Origin of the sequence: Novosphingobium humi, from assembly GCF_028607105.1 — a bacterium.
Taxonomy (GTDB): domain Bacteria; phylum Pseudomonadota; class Alphaproteobacteria; order Sphingomonadales; family Sphingomonadaceae; genus Novosphingobium; species Novosphingobium humi.
On sequence record NZ_CP117417.1, the window covers coordinates 166,450 to 190,109 of the forward strand.

General features: G+C 63.8%; 22 protein-coding genes and 1 tRNA gene. 11 read left to right on the forward strand and 12 right to left on the reverse strand.

The genetic code is table 11. The features are described from left to right. Window positions 1-23: 23 nt before the first annotated feature. The gene (gene gyrB / locus PQ457_RS00720; protein WP_273617921.1) at window positions 24-2,567 is read right to left on the reverse strand and encodes a DNA topoisomerase (ATP-hydrolyzing) subunit B; all 2,544 of its coding nucleotides are present in this window, start codon (window positions 2,565-2,567) and stop codon (window positions 24-26) included. A 116-nt stretch (window positions 2,568-2,683) separates the two neighbouring features. Between gyrB and PQ457_RS00725 the strand changes: the two genes are divergently transcribed. From PQ457_RS00725 to PQ457_RS00740, 4 genes are all read left to right on the forward strand, one after another. Beyond that, window positions 2,684-4,123 carry a M20/M25/M40 family metallo-hydrolase gene (locus PQ457_RS00725; protein ID WP_273617922.1) on the forward strand — a complete coding sequence of 480 codons (1,440 nt, stop codon included), beginning with the start codon at window positions 2,684-2,686 and terminating at the stop codon, window positions 4,121-4,123. A 182-nt stretch (window positions 4,124-4,305) separates the two neighbouring features. Continuing rightward, complete coding sequence (locus PQ457_RS00730; RefSeq protein WP_273617923.1) at window positions 4,306-6,417, forward strand: TonB-dependent receptor; 2,112 nt, start codon at window positions 4,306-4,308, stop codon at window positions 6,415-6,417. Between the two features lie 443 nt (window positions 6,418-6,860). Next, window positions 6,861-8,420 (forward strand): glutamine-hydrolyzing GMP synthase, encoded by a 1,560-nt coding sequence (guaA, locus tag PQ457_RS00735; protein ID WP_273617924.1) that lies wholly within the window; start codon window positions 6,861-6,863, stop codon window positions 8,418-8,420. 7 nt (window positions 8,421-8,427) lie between these two features. Next, on the forward strand, window positions 8,428-8,571 hold the full coding sequence (locus PQ457_RS00740; RefSeq protein ID WP_273617925.1) for a hypothetical protein: 144 nt from the start codon (window positions 8,428-8,430) through the stop codon (window positions 8,569-8,571). A 7-nt stretch (window positions 8,572-8,578) separates the two neighbouring features. On the opposite strand, the gene PQ457_RS00745 is transcribed toward PQ457_RS00740, so the two are convergent. The 3 genes from PQ457_RS00745 to PQ457_RS00755 form a co-directional block, all read right to left on the reverse strand. Next, entirely contained in the window at window positions 8,579-9,028 is a 450-nt protein-coding gene (locus PQ457_RS00745) for a hypothetical protein (protein WP_273617926.1), read from the reverse strand. Between the two features lie 80 nt (window positions 9,029-9,108). After that, the gene (gene tldD / locus PQ457_RS00750; RefSeq protein WP_273617927.1) at window positions 9,109-10,536 is read right to left on the reverse strand and encodes a metalloprotease TldD; all 1,428 of its coding nucleotides are present in this window, start codon (window positions 10,534-10,536) and stop codon (window positions 9,109-9,111) included. A 99-nt stretch (window positions 10,537-10,635) separates the two neighbouring features. Next, window positions 10,636-10,839, reverse strand: coding sequence for a zinc-finger domain-containing protein (locus PQ457_RS00755; RefSeq protein WP_168603085.1), 204 nt, complete (start codon window positions 10,837-10,839; stop codon window positions 10,636-10,638). Between the two features lie 343 nt (window positions 10,840-11,182). On the opposite strand from PQ457_RS00755, the gene PQ457_RS00760 reads away from it, so the two are divergent. After that, window positions 11,183-12,415, forward strand: a complete 1,233-nt coding sequence (locus PQ457_RS00760) for a glycosyltransferase (protein ID WP_273617928.1) — start codon at window positions 11,183-11,185, stop codon at window positions 12,413-12,415. Window positions 12,416-12,470: 55 nt separating this feature from the next. Next, entirely contained in the window at window positions 12,471-13,415 is a 945-nt protein-coding gene (locus PQ457_RS00765) for an ABC transporter ATP-binding protein (RefSeq protein ID WP_273617929.1), read from the forward strand. A gap of 37 nt (window positions 13,416-13,452) precedes the next feature. Here the strand turns inward: PQ457_RS00765 and PQ457_RS00770 are convergent, their stop codons facing one another. Further along, window positions 13,453-13,632: a hypothetical protein gene (locus PQ457_RS00770; protein ID WP_273617930.1), complete on the reverse strand. Its 180-nt coding sequence runs from the start codon at window positions 13,630-13,632 to the stop codon at window positions 13,453-13,455. Between the two features lie 321 nt (window positions 13,633-13,953). On the opposite strand from PQ457_RS00770, the gene nadB reads away from it, so the two are divergent. Continuing rightward, entirely contained in the window at window positions 13,954-15,528 is a 1,575-nt protein-coding gene (nadB, locus tag PQ457_RS00775) for an L-aspartate oxidase (protein WP_273617931.1), read from the forward strand. Between the two features lie 205 nt (window positions 15,529-15,733). Here nadB and PQ457_RS00780 read toward each other — a convergent pair. Further along, a tRNA-Ser gene (locus tag PQ457_RS00780) sits at window positions 15,734-15,825 on the reverse strand. Window positions 15,826-16,099: 274 nt separating this feature from the next. Between PQ457_RS00780 and PQ457_RS00785 the strand changes: the two genes are divergently transcribed. Then, entirely contained in the window at window positions 16,100-16,825 is a 726-nt protein-coding gene (locus PQ457_RS00785; RefSeq protein WP_273617932.1) for a DUF1134 domain-containing protein, read from the forward strand. Window positions 16,826-16,888: 63 nt separating this feature from the next. Next, the gene (locus tag PQ457_RS00790; protein WP_273617933.1) at window positions 16,889-18,067 is read left to right on the forward strand and encodes an amino acid aminotransferase; all 1,179 of its coding nucleotides are present in this window, start codon (window positions 16,889-16,891) and stop codon (window positions 18,065-18,067) included. A gap of 258 nt (window positions 18,068-18,325) precedes the next feature. Here PQ457_RS00790 and PQ457_RS00795 read toward each other — a convergent pair whose 3' ends face one another. The 6 genes from PQ457_RS00795 to PQ457_RS00820 are packed head-to-tail and all read right to left on the reverse strand — an operon-like array spanning window position 18,326 to window position 22,239. Next, a complete protein-coding gene (locus PQ457_RS00795) occupies window positions 18,326-18,943 on the reverse strand; it encodes a riboflavin synthase (protein WP_273617934.1) in 618 nt (205 codons plus the stop codon). After that, on the reverse strand, window positions 18,916-19,905 hold the full coding sequence (ribD, locus tag PQ457_RS00800) for a bifunctional diaminohydroxyphosphoribosylaminopyrimidine deaminase/5-amino-6-(5-phosphoribosylamino)uracil reductase RibD (protein ID WP_273617935.1): 990 nt from the start codon (window positions 19,903-19,905) through the stop codon (window positions 18,916-18,918). The genes PQ457_RS00795 and ribD overlap by 28 nt, the downstream gene beginning before the upstream one ends. Continuing rightward, the gene (locus PQ457_RS00805; RefSeq protein ID WP_273617936.1) at window positions 19,905-20,372 is read right to left on the reverse strand and encodes a hypothetical protein; all 468 of its coding nucleotides are present in this window, start codon (window positions 20,370-20,372) and stop codon (window positions 19,905-19,907) included. Before PQ457_RS00805 ends, ribD begins: the two co-directional genes overlap by 1 nt. A 51-nt stretch (window positions 20,373-20,423) precedes the next feature. Continuing rightward, window positions 20,424-21,167 (reverse strand): M48 family metallopeptidase, encoded by a 744-nt coding sequence (locus tag PQ457_RS00810; protein WP_273617937.1) that lies wholly within the window; start codon window positions 21,165-21,167, stop codon window positions 20,424-20,426. Next, a complete protein-coding gene (locus PQ457_RS00815) occupies window positions 21,167-21,640 on the reverse strand; it encodes a YcgN family cysteine cluster protein (protein WP_273617938.1) in 474 nt (157 codons plus the stop codon). The genes PQ457_RS00810 and PQ457_RS00815 overlap by 1 nt, the downstream gene beginning before the upstream one ends. After that, the gene (locus tag PQ457_RS00820) at window positions 21,628-22,239 is read right to left on the reverse strand and encodes an SCO family protein (RefSeq protein WP_273617939.1); all 612 of its coding nucleotides are present in this window, start codon (window positions 22,237-22,239) and stop codon (window positions 21,628-21,630) included. Before PQ457_RS00820 ends, PQ457_RS00815 begins: the two co-directional genes overlap by 13 nt. Window positions 22,240-22,323: 84 nt before the next feature. Between PQ457_RS00820 and PQ457_RS00825 the strand changes: the two genes are divergently transcribed. Both PQ457_RS00825 and PQ457_RS00830 read left to right on the forward strand, forming a co-directional pair. Beyond that, window positions 22,324-22,944, forward strand: coding sequence for an ankyrin repeat domain-containing protein (locus PQ457_RS00825; protein WP_273617940.1), 621 nt, complete (start codon window positions 22,324-22,326; stop codon window positions 22,942-22,944). Window positions 22,945-22,958: 14 nt separating this feature from the next. Beyond that, the gene (locus PQ457_RS00830) at window positions 22,959-23,633 is read left to right on the forward strand and encodes a COQ9 family protein (RefSeq protein WP_273619205.1); all 675 of its coding nucleotides are present in this window, start codon (window positions 22,959-22,961) and stop codon (window positions 23,631-23,633) included. The last annotated feature ends 27 nt before the right edge of the window (window positions 23,634-23,660 follow it).

The window sequence follows — 23,660 nt, forward strand, 5'->3', positions numbered from 1 at the left end:
AGTCGCGCTTGGGGGTTTCTTCGTCAGACATCGAGGTTCGCCACGTTGAGCGCGTTTTCCTGAATGAATTCGCGGCGCGGTTCGACGATATCGCCCATCAGGCGGGTGAAGATTTCGTCCGTCACGTCGGCGTCTTCGACCTTAACCTGCAACAGGGCGCGGTTGTTCGGATCGAGCGTGGTTTCCCAGAGCTGTTCCGCGTTCATCTCGCCAAGGCCTTTGTAGCGCTGGATAGAGAGGCCCTTGCGCCCGGTGGCGAGCACTGCTTCGAGCAATTGCGAGGGGCGAGTGATCGAACCGTCGAGATCGACAGGGCGGGTGGCGGCGGGGGCGTCCTCGCCCTCGGCTTCCTCGACCACCGGTTCGGGCTCGGCGGCAACGGCGGTCGAACGGCTGAACTTGGCCGGGGAGGCATAGACCTCGGCCTGTTCGGCGGCCAGACGAGCCAGTTTGCGCGCTTCGGCGCTGATCAGGAAAGCGGCCTCGATCTTGTGATAATCGGTCACGCCGCGCCAGTGGCGCAGGAATTCGACATGGCCATCTTCGGTCAGGATCGCTTCCCACCGCGCCTCACGGTCCGAGCGGCCCAGCCATGCGGCGGCCTTGTCCAGCGCGGCCTTGCGGTCCTGCGGGTTCAGGCCATGTTCGAGCGAACCGGCCAGCGCCATCGCTTCGATGACGGCGGGGTTATATTTGCGTTGAACAAAGGCCATCAGGTTGCGGAAGCGCATGGCGTGATCGACCAGATCTTCCAGATCGCGGCCCGAACGCGCGCCCGTGGCGGTTTCCAGCATCCGGCCCGACAGGCCTGCTTCGACCAGATAGCGGTCGAGCGCGGCATTGTCCTTGAGGTAAACTTCGCTGCGCCCCTTTGCGACCTTGTACAAAGGCGGCTGGGCGATGAAGAGGTGGCCCGCGCGGATGATGTCGGGCATCTGGCGGTGGAAGAAGGTCAGCAGCAGGGTGCGGATATGCGCGCCGTCGACGTCGGCGTCGGTCATGATGACGATCTTGTGATAGCGCAGCTTTTCAAGATTGAATTCATCGCGGATGCCGGTGCCCATCGCCTGGATCAGCGTGCCGACTTCCTTGGACGAGATGATCCGGTCGAAACGCGCGCGTTCCACGTTCAGGATCTTGCCCTTCAAAGGTAGAATCGCCTGATAATGGCGGTCGCGGCCCTGCTTGGCCGATCCGCCTGCCGAGTCACCCTCGACGAGGAAAAGTTCGCACTTCGACGGATCGCGCTCCTGACAATCGGCCAGCTTGCCCGGCAGGCTCGCGATATCCATCACCCCCTTGCGGCGGGTCAGTTCGCGGGCGCGCTTGGCGGCCTCACGCGCGGCGGCGGCATCAATCACCTTCTGGATGATGGATTTCGCATGGGCCGGGTTTTCCTCCAGCCACTGCGTCATCTTGTCGGCCATCAGCGCTTCCAAAGGCTGACGCACTTCGGAGGAGACGAGCTTGTCCTTGGTCTGCGAGGAGAACTTGGGATCGGGCAGCTTGACCGAAACGATGGCGGTCAGGCCCTCGCGCATATCCTCACCGGAAAGCGACACCTTTTCCTTCTTCAACATGCCCGAACGTTCGGCATAATTGTTGAGCGTGCGCGTCAACGCGGCGCGGAAGGCGGCCAAATGCGTGCCGCCATCGCGCTGGGGGATGTTGTTGGTGAAGCACAGGACGTTTTCGTAATAGGAATCGTTCCACTGCAACGCCACATCGATGCCGATCCCGTCCTTGTCCGCCGTGATGGCGATGGGTTCGGGGATCAGCGCCATCTTGTTGCGGTCGAGATAACGCACAAAGGCCGCGATGCCGCCTTCGTAATAGAGGTCGTGTTCCTTGACTTCCTCTCCGCGCAGGTCGCGCAGCAGGATGCGCACGCCGCTGTTCAAAAATGCCAGTTCGCGGTAGCGATGCTCCAGCTTGTCAAAGTCATAGACAGTGACATTCTTGAACGTCTCGTCGCTGGCCAGGAAGGTCACGCGGGTGCCGTTCTTCTTCTGGCCTTTGCGGGTGCCGCTTTCATAGATCGGCGCATCACCTTTGACGATCAGCGGATTTTCCGCGTCGCCATGGCGGAAGCGCATCCAATGCTCCTGCCCCTCGCGCCAGATGGTCAGTTCGAGCCATTCCGAAAGCGCGTTGACCACCGAGACGCCCACGCCATGCAGACCGCCCGACACCTTATAGGCATTGTCGTCGCTGGTGTTCTCGAACTTGCCGCCCGCGTGGAGCTGGGTCATGATGACCTCTGCCGCCGAAACGCCTTCCTCGGGGTGGAGCCCGGTGGGGATGCCGCGCCCATTGTCCTCGACCGAAACCGAACCGTCCGGGTTCAGCTCGATCAGCACCAGATCGCAATGACCGGCCAGCGCCTCGTCGATGGCATTGTCCGAGACCTCGAACACCATGTGGTGCAGGCCCGATCCATCGTCGGTGTCGCCGATATACATGCCGGGCCGCTTGCGCACCGCGTCCAGTCCCTTCAGGACCTTGATCGAGTCTGCGCCATAGGCGTTGGTGTTGGGCTGATTGGCCGAGGAATTTTCGCTGCTCATGAGAAGCCTATAGGCATTTTGGCGCAGGACTGAAAGGCGCTTTGCCCCCTTCCTTCCACAGAGTTTTCCTGCTGAATTGCTGCGAAACCCGCGAATGGGCGAAGCAGGAGGCAATAATGAAGCATGGCAGGCAGTTGCTGGCCGGAGCCGCGGCTCTGGCGGGGGTGATGGCGGGCGGCATCGCTGCGGCTCAGGAGGCGCCCCTGCGCCCCGATCAGACCGCGTTCCGCGCGCTCTACAAGGAACTGGTGGAAACCGATTCCTCGATCACGACAGGTTCCTGCACGCTGCTGGCCGACAAGGTGGAAAAGCATCTGCGCGCCGCCGGTTATGGTGACGCGGACATCACGCGCTTTGCCGTGCCCGACCATCCAAAGGAAGGCGGGATCGTGGTGATCCTGCCGGGCACGTCCAAGACCTTGAAGCCCATTCTGCTGCTCGGCCATCTCGACGTGGTGGTGGCCAAGCGCGAGGACTGGACCCGCGATCCTTACACGCTGATCGAGGAAGGCGGCTATTTCTATGGCCGCGGCACCTCGGACATGAAGGCGATGGACGCCATCTGGATCGACATGATGGCGCGGATGAAGAAAGAGGGCGTCAAGAACAAGCGCACGCTCAAACTGGCGCTGACCTGCGGCGAGGAAACCAGCTGGGCCTTTAACGGGGCGCAATATCTGGCCAATAACAAGCGCGATCTGATCGACGCCGAATTTGCGCTGAACGAAGGCGGCGGCGGGCGCACCAGCGGGCCGGGCGGCAAGGTCATCGTCCAGAACATGCATGTGGGCGAAAAGACGGTGGTGAACTATCGCATCGAGGCGACCAATCCGGGCGGCCATTCCTCGATTCCGATCCCCGACAATGCGATCTATGAACTGTCGGATGCGCTGGTCAAATTGCGCGCTTTCGATTTTCCCCTGATGCTGAACGACACGACCAAGGCATTCTTTGCCAAGGCAGGCCCCGCGCGCGGCGGCGATATGGGCAAGGCCATGGTGACCATCGCCACCGCCCCCATCGGCAGCCCCGAAAGCAAGGCCGCCGAGGCGCTGCTCAACACCGACCGTTCCTATCACTCGATGCTGCGCACGACTTGCGTTGCCACGCTGCTCGACGGTGGCCATGCCAATAACGCGCTGCCCCAGCGCGCCGGGGCCAATGTCAATTGCCGTATCTTCCCCGGCGTGCCCGCCGAAGAGGTGCGCGCGACGCTGGTCAAGGTGATTGCCGATCCGAAAATGACGGTGAAGCAGGTTGATGATCGCGGCCCGCTGGCCAAATCGCCGCCGCTCACGCCCTTCATCATGGGCCCTGCCGAAAAACTGGTGGCCAAATATTATCCGGGCGTACCGCTGGTGCCGGTGATGTCGACCGGGGCGACGGATGGCATCTATCTGGAGGCGGTGGGGATTCCCTCTTACGGGCCGCCGGGCCTTTATGGCGATCCTGATGGCAGCGGGGCGCATGGGCTGAACGAACGCGCAATCGTCAAGGCGGTCTATACGGGCCGTGAATTCCTGAATGAATTGGTGAAGGAATACGCCAACAAGTGATCCGCATTGGCCCGGGGGCGGGCATTTTCCGCCCCCGATCCTCGATTGGTCGCAGGATGGCGGCGAATGAGCGGATTTTACGATATGTGATATTGTATCATTGCGCGAGGGCTGTTAGGAAGGCGGGCATGAGGGCGCGGCCAAGCTGCGCTGCAACAATGAATAAGGGTCCGACTTTCCCCATGAAATTGACGCGCATCACCCCCGCCTGCGCAATTGCGGCCATCGCCGCCTCTCTGGCATTCCCCGCCTTTGCCGCCGAAGCGGACGCCGATCAGGACGCCATTCACAGCGCGCCCCCCGCCGAAATCGTCGTTTCGGGCGTGCTGCCGCGCAGCCAGCAGGACATTCTTTCGGGCGTCGCCGTGCTCAAGGGCGCCCATCTCGATCAGGCCCTGCGCTCCTCCATCGGCGAAACGCTGGCCCATACGCCGGGCGTGACGGCCACGTCTTTCGGCCCCACCGCCTCGCGCCCGGTGCTGCGCGGCATGCAGGGCGAGCGGGTGCGCGTGCTGGTCGACGGCATCGGCTCGATCGACGTGTCGAACACCAGCGCCGACCATGCGCCCGCGGTCAATCCCTTGCTGGCCGAGAGGATCGAGGTGCTTCGCGGGCCTCAGGCGCTGCTTTATGGTTCGGCGGCGGTGGGCGGCGTGGTCAATGTGATCGACCGCCGTATCCCGACCGAAGTGCCCAAGGAGCCGGTCCATATCGGGGCGCTGGCCTCCTATGGTTCGGCGGCCAATGAGCGTTCGGTGGCGGGCACGGTGGATGTGCCGCTGGGCGGGGGCTGGGTGGCCCATGCCGACGGCAGCCGTGCGGTGTCGGATGATATGAAGATCGGCGGCTATGTGCTGACCCCGGCATTGCGGGCGCAGGCGCTGGCCACGGCGGCCAGCGGTGCGGGCGATCCCGGCATTGACTACACCGCCAATGCCAATGCGCGGGGCCGCCTGGCCAATACGGCGGCCAAGAGCTGGGATGCGGGCGCGGGTCTTGCCTATATCGGCGCGCAGGGCAGCATCGGCATCGCCTACAGCCACAAGGACAGCCTCTATGGCGTCCCCAGCCGTCTGGCCACCGCGCCGGGGCAGGATCAGGAAAGCCCGCGCATCCAGTTGCAGCAGGACCGCTGGGACGCGCGCGCGGAAATCCGTCCGGCCGGCGGCGCCATCGACAAGATCGCCGCCCGTTTCGGCTATGCCGCCTATCAGCATGCCGAACTGGCGCCCGACGGATCGGTGGGCACGCGGTTTTTCAACCACGGTATCGAGGGGCGCCTCGAAGTCACCCAGACCAAGCTGGGGGGCTGGCAGGGGGCCAGCGGGGTGCAATTCGTCAACCGTGATTTCAATGTGATCGGCGATGAGGCTTTCCTGCCGCGCAACAGCACCCAGCAACTGGGCCTCTTTACGCTGCAAAGCTATGATGCGGGGCCGGTGAAATTCGAGGCGGGCGGCCGTTATGAGCATTCGAAACTGAGCTCGATGCCTTTGCCCGATCAACCCCAATTCTGGGGGGGATCGCGCAGCTTCGACACATTCTCCTTCTCGGGCGGGGCGACATGGCGGGTCAGTCCGGCCTGGTCTGTGGGCCTTTCGGCCTCGCGCACCGAACGCGCGCCCTCGGCCGAGGAAATGTTCGCCAACGGGCCCCACGCGGGGACGCAGGCCTATGAAATCGGCGATGTGAACCTGAAAACCGAACGTTCAACCAGCGTGGAGGCGATCCTGCGCGGCGGCGGCAAGGGCTATTCGATCGAAGCCTCGGTCTATCACAGCTGGTTCGGCAATTTCATTTATGAAGACCCCACCGGCGCTGTTGAGGACGGCCTGCCCGTCTATCAGATGCGCCAGGCCCCGGCCCGCTATTACGGGTTCGAGTTGCAGGGCGCGGCAACGCTGGCCGAATTTGGGGGATGGCGATTGGCCGCCGATGCGATGGGCGATGCGGTCAAGGCGACGATTTCGGGCGTGGGTCCGGCTCCGCGCATTCCGCCCCTGCGCGTGCTGGGCGGCGTGACGCTGAGCGATCCGCGCTGGGATCTGCGCGGTGAGGTTGAGCATGTGACCGCGCAAAACCGGATTGCGGCGCAGGAAACGCCCACGGCAGCCTATACGCTGGTGAATGCGGAATTCGGCTTCAAGCCGGGCGGCAAGGACGGGCGCGTGTCCTTTACGCTGGGCGCGCGCAACCTGTTCAACGTCGATGCGCGCCGCGCGGCCAGTTTCCTCAAGGATTACGCGCCGCTGGCCGGGCGCGACATTCGCCTCTCGGTGCGGCTCACGGTCTGACCGGGTTGCGCCAAAGTTTATGCTGCAAATGCGAAGGGCTGCCTCGCGCAAGCGGGGCAGCCCTTTGATGCTTCATTGGGTGAGAGGACCATTGAAGCTATAGTTTTGTGCCGGCGATCAAGCCAGAACAGCGGCGAAAAACAGGCCGCTGACGCTGATGGCGGCGGCAAAAGCCACGATATTGCGCGACATGGGTTTACTCCTGGATTGTTGTTATGGCGGCGCCCGCCTACGCTGTTTGGCGTAGTGACTGCCGTCTGTGAGGCCGCATATACGACCAAAGTTTTATTTTGCACGTGCGAAGAGGGCGTGCGCGGTTGCATTTTGCGCAACTGGATCTTTCGCGGCCCGCACGATCGGTTTTTGTCCGCCCGGATGCTTTTCTGCCCTCGCGCTTTTCGCCCCGTCTGGACATTTGGCCCCGTAAACCTTAGGGGCCTGCCATGACTGTCCAGCCCTCCGACTCCATCCTCATCGTCGATTTCGGCAGCCAGGTGACCCAGCTGATCGCGCGCCGCGTGCGCGAGGCCGGTGTCTATTCCGAAATCGCCCCCTTCAGCATGGCCGAGGCCGCCTTTGCGCGGATGCAGCCCAAAGGCATCATCCTGTCGGGTTCGCCCGCCAGCGTGCTGGATGCCAATGGCCCGCGCATCCCGCAGGCTATCCTCGATTCCGGCCTGCCGATCCTCGGCATCTGCTATGGTCAGCAAAGCCTGATGCATCAGCTGGGCGGTGAAGTGACCGGCGGGGATGCCGGCGAATTCGGCCGTGCCTTTATCGACATCAACGACACTTGCGCTCTGTTCAACGGCCTGTGGTCGGTGGGTGAAAAGCATCAGGTGTGGATGAGCCATGGCGACAAGGTGACCAGCCTTGCCCCCGGCTTCCGCCCGGTGGCCTCGTCGGCGGGCGCGCCCTTCGCGGTGATCGCCAATGATGAAAAGCGCATCTATGCGATGCAGTTCCACCCCGAGGTGGTCCACACGCCCGATGGCGGCAAGCTGTTGAAGAATTTCGTGCGTCACGTCTGCGGCCTCAAGGGCGACTGGACGATGGCCGAGTTCCGCAAGACCAAGATCGCCGAAATCCGCGAGCAGGTCGGCTCCGGCCGGGTGATCTGCGGCCTGTCGGGCGGCGTCGATTCGGCGGTGGCGGCGGTGCTGATCCATGAGGCGATCGGCGAGCAGCTCACCTGCGTTTACGTTGACCACGGCCTGATGCGCATGGGCGAGAGCGAGCAGGTGGTCAGCCTGTTCCGCGGCCATTTCAACATTCCGCTGGTCCATGTCGATGCCTCGACCCTGTTCATGAAGGGCCTTGAGGGCGTCACCGACCCCGAAGCCAAGCGCAAGTTCATCGGCAAGACCTTCATCGACGTGTTCGAGGACGAGGCCAAGAAGATCGGCGGCGCCGACTTCCTTGCGCAGGGCACGCTCTACCCCGACGTGATCGAATCGGTCAGCTTCACCGGCGGGCCGAGCGTCACGATCAAGAGCCACCACAATGTCGGCGGCCTGCCCGAGCGCATGAACATGAAGCTGGTCGAGCCGCTGCGCGAACTCTTCAAGGATGAAGTGCGCGATCTGGGCCGCGAACTGGGTCTGCCCGACATTTTCGTGGGCCGCCATCCGTTCCCCGGACCGGGCCTTGCCATCCGCATCCCCGGCGAAGTCAGCCGCGAACGCGCCGACATCCTGCGCAAGGCCGACGCGATCTATCTGGAAGAAATCCGCAATGCGGGTCTCTATGATGCGATCTGGCAGGCTTTTGCTGTGCTGCTCCCGGTCAAGACCGTGGGCGTTATGGGTGACGGGCGCACCTATGACCATGTCTGCGCGCTGCGCGCCGTGACCAGCACCGATGGCATGACGGCCGACATTTATCCCTTCGACGCGGCCTTCCTGTCGCGCGTGGCGACCCGTATCATCAACGAGGTCAAGGGCATCAACCGCGTGGTCTATGACTATACGTCGAAGCCGCCCGGCACGATCGAGTGGGAATAAGCGGGGCGTGACCATCACCCCGCCGCAGCCGGAAAACAAATCAGCCAGCGGGGGCATCCCTCGCTGGCTGATCTATTTGTTCGTCGGCAAAATGGCGCTGGCCATGGCCATTGTCGCGGGCGTGATCTGGTGGGCGCATCGCGCGCCCTGAAATACCCTCAGGGATGGGCCGGTGCGGCAGGCGCCGGGGCGGGCTTGGGCTTGGTATAGGGCACAAATTCGCCAAGGCCGACCGAGCCGCGCCACCACATGCCCGCGCCGCCGCCGCGCTCCGCCAGTTGCACAATATCGACGCTGCACAATTGCGATCCCCATGTCTTGGTGATCAGCACATCGTCCTCATCCAGCGATTGCGGATAGGGCGGACGGTTCACATAGATCGTGCCGCCCATGTCATAAACGATGGCGGTCTTGTCGATGATCGTGGTCGAACGGATCTCGGTCAGGTTGATGCAGTTGACCGGCTTGCCCGGCACCCGATCCTTGATGATCTTGGCCAGTTGCTGTTCGGGCGTCAGACGCTCGCGCGCATGGGCCAGCGGCGCGCCCAGAAGGGCCATGGCGCCGCCGACAAGTGCGGCGCTGCGAAGGATGGAATGAAGCGACATATACCTTCTCCTTGGACCTGAAGCGCCCCCTTCAGACTGATTATTCTACGGCCTGTCCGGGCCACCGTCCATGATTCGGGTCAACCCGTGCCGCCTACGGTCAACCCCTCGACCAGCAGGGTGGGCTGGCCCACGCCCGCGGGCACGGACTGACCGCCCTTGCCGCAAATGCCCACGCCTTCGTCCAGCGCGAGGTCATTGCCGATGCCCGTCACGCGGGTGAGGACCGACGGCCCATCGCCGATCAGCGTCGCGCCCTTGATCGGCGCGCCCAGCTTGCCGTTCTCGATGCGATAGGCCTCGGTGCAGGAAAAGACGAATTTGCCGCTGGTGATGTCCACCTGCCCGCCGCCAAAGCTCTTGGCGAAGATGCCGTTTTTGACCCGGCTCAGCAATTCGGCGGGGTCATCATTGCCCGCGCGCATAAAGGTGTTGGTCATGCGCGGCATGGGCGCATGGGCGTAATTCTCGCGCCGCCCGTTGCCGGTGGGGGCCACGCCCATCAGACGGGCGTTGAGGCGATCCTGAAGATAGCCCTTGAGAATGCCATCCTCGATCAGCACATTTTCCTGAGTCGGCGTGCCTTCATCATCCACCGTGAGCGAACCGCGCCGCCCAGCGATGCTGCCGTCGTCCACGACGGTCACGCCCGGCGCGGCCACCCGCTCGCCCAGACGGCCCGAGAAGGCGCTGGTGCCCTTGCGGTTGAAATCGCCCTCAAGGCCATGGCCCACCGCCTCATGCAGCAGCACGCCCGGCCAGCCCGGCGCCAGCAGCACGGTCATTTCGCCCGCAGGCGCGGCCACCGATTCCAGATTGACCAGCGCCTGCGCCAGCGCCGCGTCAATGGCCCGGTTCCACGTTTCGGGCTTCATCAGGTCGTCATAGAGATATCGTCCGCCGATCCCGAAGCTGCCCGTCTCGCGCCGTCCGTTCGCTTCGGCCACGATCGAGACGTTCAAACGCACCAGAGGGCGAATGTCGGTGACGGCATCGGTATCGGCGCGCAGGATTTCCACCACCGACCATGAACCGGAAATCGAGGCCGACACCTGCGCCACGCGCGGATCGCGGGCGCGGGCCGCCGCGTCGATCTGTTCGAGCAGCGCGACCTTGGCGGCAAATTCCACGCCGTCGAGCGGCGAGGCATCGGTGTAAAGGTGGCGGTTAGTGCGTACCGGCGGGGCGGATCGCTGGCCGCTGGCCGGATCGAGCAGGGTGAGGGTTTCGCCCGCGCGCGCAATCGCGGCGGCGGAAATCTCGTTGGCATGGGCAAAGCCGGTCATCTCGCCCGACACGCCGCGCAGGCCAAAGCCCGCCTCGCGGCTGTAATCGCAGGTTTTCAGCCGCCCGTCGTCAAAGCCGAAAGCCTCGGACGCGATGAATTGCAGGTAAAGCTCGCCATCGTCGCATTGGGCCAATGTGCGGCCCACCAAGGCGCGGGCTTCATCGGGTTCAAGCTGGCCGGGGCGATAGAGCAGCGAGCGGGGATCGGCAGAAAAGGTCATGCCGTTGATATAGGCCGATGCCGCCGCTGCGCAATGACCGAGTTGAAAGGGAAATTGACGCGGCGCGGCTATCCGCGCCGTTTGCCGTCAATGGCCTGATCAATGGTGGGCGTGGGCCTGATCCAGCACAAAGCGCTTGTCGCAATAGGGGCAGTCCACGAAGCCACGCTCGTCGATTTCCAGATAGACGCGCGGGTGACCCAGCGCCGAGGGCTTGAACGTGCCATCGGTGCGGATCGCTTCGGCGCCATCGCAGTGAACGCGGGTGGTGTGAACGGTGACGGTTTCGGGCTGGTCGCTCATGGGCCAAGGGCACTAGCAGGAGTCTCACGCGATTTCCAGAGCCTGCGGGCGTGTTTGTTGATGGCGATATTGCCGGCGCGATCAGCGGGGGCCGCGGCACGCAATCACGCCCGAGACAATTTGTTACTTGGCTTTGCGCCATTTATCTCCTTTGCCAAACCGCATGAACCCCGTTAAAGGGTGATCGCACGGGGCCGATTTTTGCGTGAATAAGCGTGCGAGGCCGATGCTGGGGGCATTCCTCGCCGCTGATTGGGTTGCCTTGATCTGTGTCTGTCCGACACGGAAAGGGGGCGGCCGCATAGGTTGAGGTCGAATAAGCATGCGTCATGCCCACCGAGAAATGTTGATTTGCGACCTTACCCAATCTTATGCACCCGTCGGCGGCGGCGGGGTCAGCACCTATCTCCGGGAAAAGCGGCGTTATATTCTTGAACAGACCGGGCATCGGCTGCTCCAGATCGTGCCCGGTCCGGAGGATCGCGTGGTCGAGCACGGGCGGCATATCTGGGTCGAGGTCGGCGCCGAACAGGTGCGCGGCAGCCCCAATTACCGCTTCATCCTGCGCACCGGCGCGGTGCGCGAGGTGCTTGAACATTTCCGGCCCGATGTGATCGAATCGCTCTGTCCGTGGGTCTTGCCTTGGACCGCGATCAATTATCGCCGCGCCCATCCCGAAACCGCGCTGGTGGCCGGTTATCACACCGATTTTCCCAATGTGCATATCCACCGCGTGGGCGAACAATTGTTTGGCCGCCGTGTGGCCGATGGGCTGCGCTCGATCGGCGTTGCCTATGCGCAAAAGACCTTTGGCGCTTTCGATCGGCTCTATGCGCTCAATGACCCCGTGCGCGAACAACTGGCGCAGTGGGGCATCGGCCATGTCGATGTCCTGTCGCTGGGCGTGGATACCGATCAGTTCAGCCCGGCGCGGCGCGATCCCCATTTCCGCGAAAAGCTGGGGCTGGCGGGCGATGGGCCGTTGTTGATCTATGCCGGGCGCATCGACAATGAAAAGCGCGCGCATCGGCTGGTGGAAATGTTCCGCCGTCTGCCGCCCGAAATGGGCGCGGCGATGGTCATGCTGGGCGATGGCAAATTGCGCGACCGGCTGATTCGCGAGACGCGCGGGATGGCTGTGGCGCTGCCCGGCTTTGTCGATGATCGCGATGCGCTGGCGGTCGCGCTGGCCTCTTCGGACATTTATGTCTCGGCCATGGCGGACGAGACTTTCGGCATTTCGGTGATCGAGGCGCAGTCCAGCGGTCTGCCCGTTGTGGGCGTGGCCAGCGGGGCGATGCCCGCGCGCGTTCCGGCGGGGCTGGGGCGGCTGGGGCCGGTCGATGATGCCGCGGCGATGGCCGATCATGTTCAGGCGCTCTGGCGCGGCGACTATCGCGCGATGGGCGCGGCCGCGCGCAACCATGTGGTGCAGCGTTTCAGCTGGAACAAGACCTTCACCCAACTGGTGAGCGAGGTCTATCCGGCGGCGATGATGCGTGCGCTCGAGCGGCGTTCGGCGGTCTATCGCTGGGCCGAACACCGGCTGCCCGAACTGGTGCGTTCGGCGGTATAGAGGCGTCGGGCTAAGTCCTGTTGCGCGTCCGGCGTCACGGGGTTAAGCAGCGCGCATGAGCCAGTCCGACGCCCCCGCCATCTCGATCCGCAACCTTGTCAAACGCTATGCGCCCGCAGGCAGCGGAGAGGGTAAGCTGGCGCTCAAGGGCGTCTCGCTCGATGTGCCGCAGGGGCAGATCTTTGGCCTGCTGGGCCCCAATGGCGCGGGCAAATCGACCATGATCAACATCATGGCGGGCATGGTGCGCAAGACCAGCGGCACCGTCTCGATCTGGGGCTTTGACATTGACCATGATCGCCGCAACGCGTCGCGCGCCATCGGCATCGTGCCGCAGGAAATCGTGTTCGACCCTTTCTTCACCCCCTATGAGGTGCTGGAGAATACGGCGGGCCTTTACGGCATTCCCAAGGCCGAGCGCATGTCCGAGCAATTGCTGGCCGATGTGCATCTCTCGGACAAGGCCAAGGCCTATGCCCGCACGCTTTCGGGCGGGATGAAGCGGCGCCTGCTGGTGGCCAAGGCGATGGTGCATCAGCCCCCGGTGCTGGTGCTGGACGAGCCGACCGCGGGCGTTGATGTGGAACTGCGCCGCCAGCTCTGGGAACTGGTCAAGCGGCTTAATGATGAAGGCGTTACAGTGGTGCTGACCACGCATTACTTGGAAGAGGCCGAGGAATTGTGCGACCGCATCGCCATCATTAACCATGGTGAGCTGATCGCGAACAAGCCCACCCGCGAACTGGTCGATATGGCGCGCGAAAAGATCGTCGTGCTCACGCTCGACCGTCCGGTCGCCGCGCTGCCCGGCCATCCCGCCTTCCTGAAATGTGCGGCGGTGGCGCCCGACATGATCGAGATCACCTATGACAAGGACAAGACCAATGCGGGCGAAATCCTTGGCGCGGTGCAGGCCCAGGGTCTGGCCATCGTCGATGTCACCACGCGTGAGGCCGATCTTGAGGATGTCTTTGTCAGCCTGACCACGCAGGCGGCATAAGGCGGGGGCAAGGTGCCCCCTCCGATCAGAGGGACGGTTACAGGTCCGAGGACTTGATCTTTTCGATCTGGTCCTGAACCCAGCGGCCCTTGTCCATCCGGCGGATGGGCTTTTCGCAGAACCGGCAATGGCCGACAAAGTTAAGTCCGTCCCATTTGACGCGACTTCGACGCGGCGCATGACGATTGAACAGACATAAAGGCAAGTCGAGTTTCATCGTAACGACCCCATTCACGCGCAAGCCATCAGCAGACGAATTCCTGTGAATACGCCTTCTGACCTTGTCAGGTAAAATTGTGTAATCTTCGATCCGACTATGTACATATACCCAAATCTGGCGGTCGAAAAGCAATTGGTTGACCCATTTTGCAAAATTTTTCTCTTTTCTCCTAAATATTTAACCATATGCACCCGTATGGTGCGAAAATGACGGTTTCGTTGCGTTGCGTGCTTTTCAAATCGGCCCATTGGGCGCAAAGCGAGGCCGCGAATCGCCTGCCGTTTGCGCGTCGAGCAGCGGCCCAGATTGGAATGGCTTATGAATGCTGATGTGATCGTGATCGGTTCGGGCGCCGCTGGTTTGACCGCCGCCCTTTCTCTGGCTCAGCGGTTGAAAGTGCTGGTGCTGGCCAAGGGCACGCTGACGGGGGGATCGACCGCATGGGCGCAGGGCGGGATCGCCGCCGTGCTGGATGCGGGCGACACGTTCGAGGATCACATCCGCGACACGATGGTGGCGGGCGCGGGGCTCAACCGGCTGGATACGGTCGAATATGTGGTCGAACGCGCGCCGCTGGCGATCGGGCGACTGGCCGATCTGGGCGTGCCCTTCAACACCGAGGGCGATCATCTCCATCTCCACCGCGAAGGCGGCCATTCGCATCGCCGCATCGCCCATGTGGCCGACGCCACGGGCTGGGCGGTGCAGGAGGCATTGATCCGCGCCGCAGAGGCTCATCCCAATATCACGCTGCTGCCGGGGCAGAGCTGTATCGACCTGATCACCGGGCGGCACGAGATGCGCTATTCCGGCTCGGGCCGGGTGTGGGGCGTCTATGCGCTGGATGAAAAGACCGGCAAGGTCGAGGCGCATATCGGCCGGGCGACCATTCTGGCCACGGGCGGGGCGGGGCGGGTCTATCAGTTCTCCACCGCGCCGCGCGGGGCCACGGGCGACGGCATCGCCATGGCATGGCGCGCGGGCGCGCGCGTTTCAAACATGGAGATGATGCAGTTCCACCCCACCTGTCTCTATAATCTGGAGGTCAAGAACTTCCTGATCACCGAGGCGGTGCGCGGCGAGGGCGGGCGGCTGATCAACCCGCGCACCGGCAAGCGTTTCATGCCCGATTATGACGAACGGCTCGAACTGGCCCCGCGCGATGTGGTGGCCCGCGCCATCGACAGCGAGATCAAGAAATACGGCCTCGATTTCGTCCATCTCGACATCAGCCACAAGCCCGCCGATTTCGTGCGCGAGCATTTTCCCAATATCCATGACAAGCTGATCTCGCTGGGCATCGACATGACCAAGGAGCCGATCCCGGTGGTGCCCGCCCAGCATTACACCTGCGGCGGGGTGGTCACCGATCTGGACGGGCGCACCGATCTGCCGGGCCTCTATGCGGCGGGCGAATGCGCCGAGAGCGGGCTGCATGGCGCGAACCGTCTGGCGTCCAATTCGCTGCTGGAATGCCTGGTGTTCGGCGATGCTGCGGCGTCCGACATTCTGGCGCGCTGGGACGAATTCGATACGCCCCCCGCGATCCGCCCGTGGGATGAAAGCCGGGTTTCGGATTCCGACGAGGAAGTCATCATCAAGCAGAACTGGACCGAGATCCGCCGCTTCATGTGGAACTATGTCGGCATCGTGCGCAGCACCAAAAGGCTGGAGCGCGCGGCCCATCGCATCAAGCTGCTGTTTGACGAGGTGGACGATTATTACGGCCATTTCCGCGTGACCACCGACCTGATCGAATTGCGCAACCTGTTGCAGAGCGCGGATCTGATCGTGCGTTCGGCCCTGAAGCGGCATGAGAGCCGCGGACTGCACTATACGCTGGATTATCCCCAGACGGTCGAGCCGCCGCTTGATACGGTGCTGGTGCCGTAAAGCGAAGCAGGCCGGGGAAGCCCGGCCTGTCGTATCGTCCGGACAGAGGCAGGCATGACCCGTCAGGCGCAGTGGGCGATCACCTGCCCCGAGCATCTTGAGCGGACAAAGACACGCCAAGCCCCGCGCAGGATCGAAAATCGAATTTTCAAAAGTAGCGGCGCCACCCAGACCGAAATTCCGGCGCCCGATTAACGGGCCATGGTGGCGGAGACGCCGGGATTCGAACCCGGGGTGCCCCCTTAAGGGCACGACGGTTTAGCAAACCGCTGGTTTCAGCCACTCACCCACGTCTCCGGATCGCAGCGGCGAAGGCGGCCTATAGCGGGGGTATTTCGAACCGGCAAGGGGGTAGAATGATTTCTTTTTATCCGCCGGGGAAACGCCGCCTGCGCCTGCCCATTGCCGCAGGCGCAAAAACGCTTCAGCCTGCAGCAAGGCAAGCGCGGCCACGTTTGGCCGCAGAACCGACTCGGCCTGCCGCCTGCCGGCTTGTGCAAGGACGGGCCGGATTGTCCACAAGGCCGGCGGGCGATAGACTGGGGCCCGCCGCGATGAGAGGAATGAAGTGATGATGCCGAACCGTATGGCTGTCCATGGCGCGAGGATCGGCGCTCTTGTGGCGCTGGGCATGATGATTGTGGCGCCGGTGGCCCATGCGCAGAGCAATCCGCCGATCGATTCCGATCTGGTCCGCCCTGGCGCCCCGGCCACCCCCGCGCCCGCCTATTCGCCGCCCGCCACCGGTGCGCCCTATGCTCCGGCGGCTCAGCCCGCGCCCGTGTCCGCCACAACCGTGCCCCCGGCCAACGGCACGACCTATCATCAGGATGATCTGATCGGCGCGGCCGAGGGCGTGTTCGGCAAGGGGGCCAAGGGGCTGGCCCAGGTCATTCAGGATATTCTGAAAAAGCAGGGCGAACCCAATGCCTATATCATCGGGCGAGAGGCGGGCGGGGCCTTTGCCCTTGGCCTGCGCTATGGGTCGGGCACGCTCTATCACCGCGTCGAGGGGCAGCGGCCTGCCTATTGGGCGGGGCCGTCGATCGGGTTTGATGCGGGGGCCAATGCCGCCGACACTTTTGTGCTGGTCTATAATCTGAACAATACCGAGGATCTCTTTCACCGTTTTGGCGCGGGCGAGGGGCAGGCCTATATGGTGGGCGGTTTCAACGTTTCCTATATGCGCCGGGGCGATATCGTGCTGATTCCCGTGCGCATGGGCGTGGGCCTGCGTCTTGGCATCAACGGGGGCTATATGAAGTTCTCGAAAAAGCAGAACTGGAACCCGCTCTAAGCGCTGTTTCGTGGCGATACGCCCTTGCTCCCTCGCGCGCGTAGGGGTAAGGGCGCGACCACTATGCTCAACAACCTCAAGCAACAGCCCGCCGACGCGCTTCTGGCGCTGATCAAGCTCCACAATGCGGACCCCCGCGAGGACAAGATTGACCTCGGCGTGGGTGTCTATCGCACCGATACGGGCGCCACGCCCGTGTTCGAATCGGTGAAGGCGGCTGAAAAGCTGCTGCTCGATACGCAGGATTCCAAAGCCTATCTCGGGCCCGAAGGCGACATGGGCTTTGTCCATGCGCTGATGCCCTATGTGTTTGGCGCCGCAAACCCCACCATGGACGGCCGCATCGACGGGATGCAGGCTCCGGGCGGCACGGGCGCGGTGCGTCTGGCCGTGGCTCTGGCCAAGAAGGCGGGCGTTACCCGCATCCTGATGGGCACGCCGAGCTGGCCCAACCATGCGCAGATCGCCGCCGACGTTGGCGTGGAAATCAAGGGTTTCAACCACGCCACCAAGGCTGGCGTTGCCGATATGGATGCTCTGCGCGAAGCGATTGCCGGGGCGCAGGCCACCGATGCCATCATGCTGCACGGCTGCTGCCACAACCCCACCGGCATTGATTACACCAAGGCCGAATGGGACGAAATCGCAGGGCTTATCAAGGCCAAGGGCATCCTGCCGATCCTCGACCTTGCCTATCAGGGCCTGGGTCAGGGCATGGAAGAAGACGCCTATGGCATCCGCCGCGTTCTGGCCGAAGTGCCCGAAGCGCTGATCGCCTACAGCTGCGACAAGAACTTCGGCTACTACCGCGACCGGGTGGGCGCGCTCTATGTGCTGGCCCAGAACGCGGACTCGGTGAACATCGTGCTGTCGAACGGCGCGACGCTGGCCCGCGCGGCCTGGTCGATGCCGCCTGATCACGGCGGCGCGGTGGTTCGTCTGATCCTCTCGGACGAGGGCCTGACCAAGAGTTGGCTGAACGAGCTCGACGTCATGCGCGCGCGCATGAACGAAGTGCGCGCCAAGCTGGGCGGCGCAGGCGTTCAGGGTTCGGTCGATTTCGCGCCTTTCGGTACGCAGAACGGCCTGTTCTCGATCGTCCCGCTGACCGGCGATCAGGTTCTGGCCATGCGCGAAAAGCATGGCGTCTATATGGCCGGTTCGGGCCGTATCAACGTGGCGGGCCTGACGATGGGCAACATCGACAAGTTCATCGCGGCGGTGGCTGACGTTACGGCCTGATTTGGGATTTCGGGGGTTTGATGCCTCCGGCGGGTAAAGGGACTTGGTCCCTTTGCAATCCCGTTACTGGAAGGGCGCTTCGTTGGAAAACGGGGCGCCCTTTTGGTTTGTAAAAAAGCCTGCGGCGCAAAAAGCGGGCGCCGCAGGCTTTAAAATTCCAACGTTGCGTCCGACACAAAACGTCGAACCTTTGGCGCAGCAAAGACAGTAACGGGAGCGCGAGGGACGAGTCCCTCGCATCTATCTTCCCTTACAACCTCACCCCTTCAAAGCCTGCATCCGCTTCAGATACCGCGCCAACACATCAATCTCCAGATTGACCGATGCGCCCTCCGCCCACTGCCCGGCGGTGGTGACCTTGGCGGTATGGGGGATGATGTTGAGCGCAAAGTGGCAGGTGCCGTCGGCCTGATCGGCGATGTCATTGACCGTCAGCGAAATGCCATCGACGGTGATAGAGCCTTTTTCCGCGATATAGGGTGCAAGGTCTGCGGGTGCGGCAATGATCACGCGGATCGAATCGCCAACGGTGCTGATGCTGACCACCGATCCCACGCCATCGACATGGCCGGTCACGATATGCCCGCCCAGTTCATCGCCCAGCTTGAGCGCCGGTTCGAGATTGAGCGTCGTGCCTTGTACCCAGCGGCCCGCGACGGTGCGGCTGGTGGTTTCGCCCGAAATATCGACGGCGAACCACGAATCGCCCGCGACTCCCCCCTTGTCCACCACGGTCAGGCAGACGCCCGAGCAGGCGATGGAGGCGCCGATGGCGATGCCTTCGGGGTCAAAGGGGGCGGCGATGCGGGCGTGGACGTGGTCCTGCCCGGTGGCCTCTGCGATGGTGCCTAAAGCGGTGACAATGCCGGTAAACATGGGTTTGCCTCATAGATTTCCAGCGTGTCCTTGCCAAGCTGGCGTTGATCGGTCTTGTGCCAGCGGTCATGCGCCTGCGCCAGAGCGGAAAGACCATAATCGCCCACGCCCTGCCTGCCGCCGCCGATCAGGATGGGTGCGCGATAGAGCAGCAGGCGATCCACCAGCCCGGCGCGCAGGAAGGCCGCAGCCGCCCCCGCGCCGCCCTCGACGAAGAGGTAGAGATCATCGCGCAGCCCGTGGATCGCCTCTGGCGAGGGTAGGGCGTCCCACCCATCCGGCGCTGCGCCATGCGTTAGCACCAGCCTGCGCGGACTTTGCCCCTCCAGTCCCGGCAGGCGCACGTCGAGGCGGGGATTGTCCGCCCGCAATGTACCGCCACCCACCAGAATCGCGTCTGATTGCGCGCGCATGGCATGGGTATGGGCGCGCGCTTCGGCGCCGGTGATCCACTGGCTCTCGCCATTGGCCCGCGCGATGCAGCCATCCAGCGACATCGCCAGCTTGAGCGTCACATGCGGCCGCCCCTTTGTCCGCTGGGCCAGATAGCCGGCCAGCGAGGCGCGCGAGAAGGGGCAATCGACCTGTTCGACGGCGATGCCCGCGCTGCGAATCCGCGCAATGCCCTCGCCCGCCGTGCGCGGATCGGGATCGCCGCAGCCGATCACCACCCGCGCCAGCCCCGATGCCGCCACCAGATCGGCGCAGGCTGGGCCGCGCGCCGAAACATGGGCGCATGGCTCCAGCGTTACATACATTGTGGCTCCGCGCGCATCGACGCCGTTTAACGCCACCGCTTCGGCATGGGGCCGCCCGCCGCCTTGCGTCCATCCGCGCGAAACCACCACGCCATCGCGCACGATGATCGCCCCCACGCCCGGATTGGGCCGGGACAGAGGCCGCGCCCGCGCGGAAAGCCTTGCGGCGGCGGCCAGCCAGCGCAGATCGGCGCTATTGGCCATTACTTGGCGGCAGCGGCCTGCACGGCCCTGGCGTGTTCGGCCTCGGCAGCGGCGGCCTTGGCCTCGGCGGCGCGCTGGGCGGCGGCGTCGCGTTCGATCTTGTCGACGTCCATGCCCGAAATCCGGCCCAGCGTACGGTAGAGCTTTTTCGTCTCTTCCTCGGCCTCGGCCTGTTCGCGCAGGCGTTGTTCCTTGATCTTCTGGAAGGCGAGGTTGCTGGCCTTGATTTCCTCGTCGCTGCGATCGGCGCGCCAGCTGTTGATATAGGTGATCGAGGGCAGGCGCGGGGGCGCGCGATGCTCTTCGCGGATGATAAGCGAGAGAACCGACCCGCTGGCCACCAGCGCGGCCAGCGCAAAGCGCCACCGGTTGCGCCCCGAAGAGCGCCACACCGACACAAAATCGGACACCGCGCCCGTGGGGGACACATCGGCCCACATCGAATTCTTGCGTTTGAAAACCATCACGCCACGCAAATAGGGATGAATCGCCCCGCGCGCCAGCCTTATGCGCCCGAATCAGCCAAGCGGCGTATAGAGCGAGCGCCCATGGCGTTTGAGCCAGCGGTTGGTTTCCTCGATACTGCCTTCAAACAATTGGGCAAGCAAGGCGTGGAAGGCGGGCGAATGGTTGAAATGGACCAGATGCGTGACCTCATGGGCCACCACCGCGCGGCGCACCGAATCGGGGGCCATCATCAGGCGCCAGTTGAGTCGCACGGCCCCCCGCGCCGAACAGCTGCCCCAGCGCGCCTGCGCGCCCGAGAGCGCCAGAGGGGGCATGGGCACCCCGGCCCGGTCGCAATAAAAGGCCAGATCCTGAATGAAATGTTCGCGGGCCTGCGCCTGCATCCAGCGCGTCAGGCGCGGGACAAGCGAATCGAGCGCGCCGCCCATATGGATCACGCCCCCTTCGCACACCACGCGGCGGGCCGAGCCGGGGCTGTGGGCGATGCGATGCGGCACCCCGGCAAACAGGATCGTGCCGCCCGGCGCCAGATCAACCTTGGGCGTATGGCGCGCCAGTTGCGCGGCCAGCCAGTCTGCGCGCAGATGGGCGAAATCCAGCGCATCCTGGGTCCGGCCCCATTTGGGCATGGCGATCCGCACTTCGCTGCCGTCGGGGGCAAGGCGCATGGTCATGCGGCGCGATTGCGGCAGGCGGCGGATGGTGATCGGCACACGCCGGCCGTTGAGCGTGATCGAGGGACTCTCCTCCTTCTGGCCGCCCTTTCTCTGACCGGGAAGCAGCCAGTCGAGCATCAGTCCTCGTCCTCGATGATCTCCATCGGCATCATGCCCTCGGGCCAGATGATGTGATGGTGCAGCGGCCCGGCCACTGTTTCGCTGATCGCACGACCCGCGACGCTGGCCTTGGCGTCATGGACGCTCTGCCGGTCGCCGGTCAGCAGGTAATGCCATTCGGGCAAAGGCCGATCCTCGCCCCGCCGCCGATAGGCGCAGGTTTCGGGCAGCCAGCCCAATTGCCGCACGCTCTTGGGCGTCAGGCGGATGCAATCGGGCACATGGGCGCGGCGGTTCTTGTAATCGCTGCATTGGCCGGTGCGCAGGTCCAGCAGCTTGCAGGCCACATTGGTCATGAAGATCTCGCCGCTGTCCTCATCCTCGACCTTGTGCAGACAGCACTGGCCGCAGCCGTCGCACAGCGCCTCCCATTCCGCCTTGCTCAGGCGGTGGAGCGGGAGTTCCCAGAAGCGGTCCCTCATTTCACCCATGTCGCCAGTTCCTCGGCCACGGCCTGCGGGCCTTTGTCGACAGGCAGCATCGAGATGGGCTGACCATCCGGCCCCATCAGATAGGCGATGCGGCTGTGGTCCATCAGATAGCCACCCGAGGTTTCCTTGCCGCGCGCATAATAGGCGGCAAAGGCCTTGGCGGCCTGATCCACCTGCGCGGACGTTCCGGTCAGCCCGATCAGGCGCGGCGAGAAGGCGGCGGCAAATTCGCCCACGACCTTGGGCGTGTCGCGCGCCGGGTCGATCGAGATGAAGATCGGGCGGATGCGGTCGGCCTCTTTGGGATGGCTCTTGGCAAAGGCGTCCAGCCCGCGCATCGCCACGGCCACATCGGTCGGGCAGGCATCGGGGCAGAAGGTGTAGCCGAAATAGACGATCCGGTAGAAGCCCTTGAAATCGGACCACCGGACGGTCTTGCCATCCTTGTCGACCAGCGTGAAGGGACCGCCGATGGCGGCCCCCGCCAGCGGCGGATCGGCAGGAGAGGGCGCGGATTTACAACCCGACAACAACAGCGCGCCGGCAAGCAGCGCGATCAGGGATGAACGAAAGGGCTTGATCATGGCGCGGCTGTTCATGCTCTGCTAAAGGCCCTTGCGCAAGGTGCGATGATGCGCCCATGAGGGTTTAGGGGCGGCGCACAAGGCTATGGAGGAAGTGAAGTGATCTCTGGCACATATCTGCGCAAACTGCGCGTGGCGTTGTTTGCGGCGCTGGCCATGGGTGTTGCCCTGCCCGGCCCGGCGCAGGCCCAGTTTTCGAAAAGCTATAAATTCCTCGAAAGCGTGAAGAAGAAGGAGGGGCAGGAGGTTACCGACGCTCTGGCCGAACCGGGCACGACGATCATCAACACCCGCGATGTCTCGACCGGCGAAACCGCGCTGCATATCGTGACGGCCCGGCGCGATACCACATGGATCAGCTTTTTGCTGGGCAAGGGCGCTGATCCGAACATCCGTGATGCCAAAGGCCAGACCCCGCTGGTGGTGGCGACCAACCTTGGCTTTGTCGAGGGGATGGAATTGCTGATTGCCGGCGGCGCGCGGGTGGATGAGCCCAATTCGACCGGCGAAACCCCGCTGATCTCGGCGGTGCATCGTCGCGATATCGCGATGATGCGCGTGTTGCTCAAGGCCGGGGCCAACCCTGACCGCGCCGACAGTTCGGGCCGCAGCGCGCGTGATTACGCCAAGCTGGAACGCAACGACAATCTGCTCGAAGAGATCAACACCAACGCCAAGAAGACCGACAACAAGGCCCGTACCTATGGACCTTCGTTCTGACGCAGGAGCGCATGATGACGCCGATTATGACAAAGGCCGATAATCTCTCGCTCGATGAATTGCGCGTGTTGCTGGCGCCCGCCGTGGCGCGGGCGGCGGTGTTTGACGGCTGGGGCGAGGAGGCGGTGCGCGCCGCGGCGATGGAAAAGGACGTGTCGGAGGATGTCGCGCTTTACGCCTTCAATGAGGGCGCGATGGCGATGATTTCGGCATGGATTGCCTCGATCGATCTGGCCATGGTCGAGGCGCTGCCTGCGGCCGAGCTGGCCAAATTGCCGATTCGTGAGCGGATCTCGCGGCTGGTGCGTTTTCGCCTCTCGGCGCTGGACGGGGCGGAGGAATCGCTGCGCCGCGCTCAGGCGATCATGGCGCGGCCGCGCAATCTGGCTGCTTCGGCCCGGCTGGGCTGGCAGAGCGCGGATGCCATGTGGCGTCTGGCGGGGGACCGCGCGGTTGATTTCAATCATTACACCAAGCGTGCCACGCTGGCAGGCATCTATGCGGCGACATTGGCGGTTTTCGCCAATGATGAGAGCGAAGGCAAGGCCGAGACGCTGGCCTTCCTCGACCGCCGCATCGAAGGGGTGATGCGCTTTGAAAAGATCAAGGGCCAGTTGCTGCGCCGTGATGCGATGCATTTCAGTCCGGTGCGCCTGCTCGGCCGCTTGCGTTATCCGGCGAGTCTTTGATGGTGGCGTGACACATCCGTGTCACGC

Excerpts from the sequence above, each read along its gene's own strand:
- gyrB (WP_273617921.1), bottom strand. The coding sequence starts at position 2,567 with ATGAGCAGCGAAAATTCCTCGGCCAATCAGCCCAACACCAACGCCTAT.
- PQ457_RS00725 (WP_273617922.1), top strand. The coding sequence starts at position 2,684 with ATGAAGCATGGCAGGCAGTTGCTGGCCGGAGCCGCGGCTCTGGCGGGG.
- PQ457_RS00730 (WP_273617923.1), top strand. The coding sequence starts at position 4,306 with ATGAAATTGACGCGCATCACCCCCGCCTGCGCAATTGCGGCCATCGCC.
- guaA (WP_273617924.1), top strand. The coding sequence starts at position 6,861 with ATGACTGTCCAGCCCTCCGACTCCATCCTCATCGTCGATTTCGGCAGC.
- PQ457_RS00745 (WP_273617926.1), bottom strand. The coding sequence starts at position 9,028 with ATGTCGCTTCATTCCATCCTTCGCAGCGCCGCACTTGTCGGCGGCGCC.
- tldD (WP_273617927.1), bottom strand. The coding sequence starts at position 10,536 with ATGACCTTTTCTGCCGATCCCCGCTCGCTGCTCTATCGCCCCGGCCAG.
- PQ457_RS00755 (WP_168603085.1), bottom strand. The coding sequence starts at position 10,839 with ATGAGCGACCAGCCCGAAACCGTCACCGTTCACACCACCCGCGTTCAC.
- PQ457_RS00760 (WP_273617928.1), top strand. The coding sequence starts at position 11,183 with ATGTTGATTTGCGACCTTACCCAATCTTATGCACCCGTCGGCGGCGGC.
- PQ457_RS00765 (WP_273617929.1), top strand. The coding sequence starts at position 12,471 with ATGAGCCAGTCCGACGCCCCCGCCATCTCGATCCGCAACCTTGTCAAA.
- PQ457_RS00770 (WP_273617930.1), bottom strand. The coding sequence starts at position 13,632 with ATGAAACTCGACTTGCCTTTATGTCTGTTCAATCGTCATGCGCCGCGT.
- nadB (WP_273617931.1), top strand. The coding sequence starts at position 13,954 with ATGAATGCTGATGTGATCGTGATCGGTTCGGGCGCCGCTGGTTTGACC.
- PQ457_RS00785 (WP_273617932.1), top strand. The coding sequence starts at position 16,100 with ATGATGCCGAACCGTATGGCTGTCCATGGCGCGAGGATCGGCGCTCTT.
- PQ457_RS00790 (WP_273617933.1), top strand. The coding sequence starts at position 16,889 with ATGCTCAACAACCTCAAGCAACAGCCCGCCGACGCGCTTCTGGCGCTG.
- PQ457_RS00795 (WP_273617934.1), bottom strand. The coding sequence starts at position 18,943 with ATGTTTACCGGCATTGTCACCGCTTTAGGCACCATCGCAGAGGCCACC.
- ribD (WP_273617935.1), bottom strand. The coding sequence starts at position 19,905 with ATGGCCAATAGCGCCGATCTGCGCTGGCTGGCCGCCGCCGCAAGGCTT.
- PQ457_RS00810 (WP_273617937.1), bottom strand. The coding sequence starts at position 21,167 with ATGCTCGACTGGCTGCTTCCCGGTCAGAGAAAGGGCGGCCAGAAGGAG.
- PQ457_RS00815 (WP_273617938.1), bottom strand. The coding sequence starts at position 21,640 with ATGGGTGAAATGAGGGACCGCTTCTGGGAACTCCCGCTCCACCGCCTG.
- PQ457_RS00820 (WP_273617939.1), bottom strand. The coding sequence starts at position 22,239 with ATGAACAGCCGCGCCATGATCAAGCCCTTTCGTTCATCCCTGATCGCG.
- PQ457_RS00830 (WP_273619205.1), top strand. The coding sequence starts at position 22,959 with ATGACGCCGATTATGACAAAGGCCGATAATCTCTCGCTCGATGAATTG.